Origin of the sequence: Streptomyces sp. FH025 (assembly GCF_017427025.1) — a bacterium.
In the GTDB taxonomy this organism is placed as follows: Bacteria; Actinomycetota; Actinomycetes; order Streptomycetales; family Streptomycetaceae; genus Kitasatospora.
This window is the reverse complement of the sequence record NZ_JAFLNG010000989.1, coordinates 1-2138: the sequence shown is the minus strand read 5'-3', so window position 1 is coordinate 2138 and position 2138 is coordinate 1. Positions and strand designations below refer to the sequence as shown.

Sequence of the window (2138 nt, the reverse complement as noted above, 5' to 3'; positions counted from 1 at the left end):
CCGTCCCCTTCACCCTCGACGCCGAGGCGCACACCGCCCTCGCCGCCCTCGCCCGGGCCGTCGGCGGCACCGTCTTCATGGCCGTCCAGGCCGGGCTCGCCGCCCTGCTCACCCGGCACGGCTGCGGAACCGACATCCCCGTCGGCACCCCGGTGGCCGGGCGGGAGGACGCCGAAACCGCAGCGCTGGTGGGCTACTTCGTCAACTCCGTGGTGCTGCGCACCGACACCTCGGGCGATCCGACCTTCCGCGAACTGCTCGCCCGGGTGCGTGACACCGCCGTCGCCGCCCACGAGCACGCCGAGCTGCCCTTCGACCGCCTGGTCGAGGAACTCAACCCGCCGCGCTCGCTCGCCCGGCACCCGCTGTTCCAGGTGATGCTCGCCTGGCAGAGCCGACCCGACGCCCCCACCGCGATGGGCGGCGGCCTGACCGCCGAACTCACCGCGATCCCCAGCGGCACCGCCAAGTTCGACCTCACCCTCAATGCGGGCGAACGGCCCGACGGCGGCATCGACGGCTTCCTGGAGTACCGTACCGACCTGTTCGACGCCCCCAGCGTCGAGGCCCTCGCCGCCCGCCTCGCCCGACTTCTCGCGGCCGCCGCCACCGACCCCGACACCCCGATCGGCCGGCTCCCGCTGATCGGCGAGGAGGAGCGGCGACGCGCCCTGGTCGAGTGGAACGGCACCCCGGTCCGCTCCGCCCCCGGCGCCACCCTGCCCGAGCTGTTCGAGGCGGCCGCCGTCGCCAACCCGCACTCCATAGCGGTCAGTTGCGGAGACGAGCGGCTGGACTACACCGAACTCGCCGCCCGCTCCGACCGCCTGGCCCGACTGCTGGCCGCCGGCGGCATCGGCCCCGGCAGCATCGTCGCCCTCGCCCTGCCGCGCTCGGTCGCACTCGTCGTCGCCCTGCTCGCGGTGGCCAAGTCCGGCGCCGCCTACCTCCCGCTCGACCCCGACTACCCGGCCGACCGCCTCGCCTACATGCTGGCCGACGCCACCCCCGCCGCCCTGCTCACCGACCGGGCCACCGCACCCCGGCTGCCCGACCACGACATCCCCCGACTCCTCGTCGACGGGCCGGAGTCACACGCCTTTCCCGCCGTCCCGCTGGCGCAGCACGAGCGCACCCGCCCGCTGCGCGCCGAGGACACCGCGTACGTCATCTACACCTCGGGCTCCACCGGCCGGCCCAAGGGCGTGCCCGTCACCCACCACAACGTGGCCCGGCTGTTCAGCGCCACCGACCACTGGTTCGGCTTCGGTGCCCAGGACGTCTGGACCCTCTTCCACTCCTACGCCTTCGACTTCTCCGTCTGGGAGCTGTGGGGCGCCCTGCTGTACGGTGGCCGACTCGTCGTCGTCCCGCACCTGGTCAGCCGTGACCCGGCCGCCTTCCTCGAACTGCTCGCCCGCGAGCGCGTCACCGTGCTCAACCAGACGCCGTCCGCCTTCTACCAGCTCAGCGCCGCCGATCGGGAACGACCGGGAACCGAACTTGCCCTGCGCTACGTGGTGTTCGGTGGCGAGGCGCTCGAACCGGCCCGACTGGACGACTGGTACGCGCGCCACCCGGACGACGCGCCCACCCTGGTCAACATGTACGGCATCACCGAGACCACCGTGCACGTCTCCTACATCGCCCTCGACCGGGCGAGCGCCGCCACCACCGGCAGCACCATCGGCGTCAACATCCCTGACCTGCGGGTCTACGTCCTCGACCAGCACCTGCAACCCGTCCCGCCCGGCGTCACCGGCGAGATGTACGTGGCCGGAGCCGGCCTGGCCCGCGGCTACCTCGGCCGGCCCGAACTCACCGCCACCCGCTTCGTCGCCGACCCGTACGCCGAACTGTTCGGCGAACGCGGCACCCGGATGTACCGCTCCGGCGACCTCGCCCGCCGCCGCGCGGACGGCGTGCTGGAGTACTTCGGCCGCGCCGACCAGCAGGTCAAGCTGCGCGGCTTCCGGATCGAACTCGGCGAGATCGAGGCCGTGTTGGCCGCCCACCCGGCCGTCGCCGACGCCGCCGTGGTGGTCCGTGAGGACGTGCCCGGCGACAAGCGCCTGGTCGGCTACGCGGTGACGGGCGCCGCGCCCGAGGCACTGCGCGCCCACGCCGCCACCGAACTG

Annotated in this window: 1 protein-coding gene; it reads left to right on the top strand. The window is 73.7% G+C overall.

All coding sequences use genetic code 11. From position 1 onward, the window contains the following. A partial coding sequence (locus J0670_RS36495) for an amino acid adenylation domain-containing protein (RefSeq protein WP_207817057.1) occupies window positions 1-2138 on the top strand: 2138 nt, incomplete at both ends.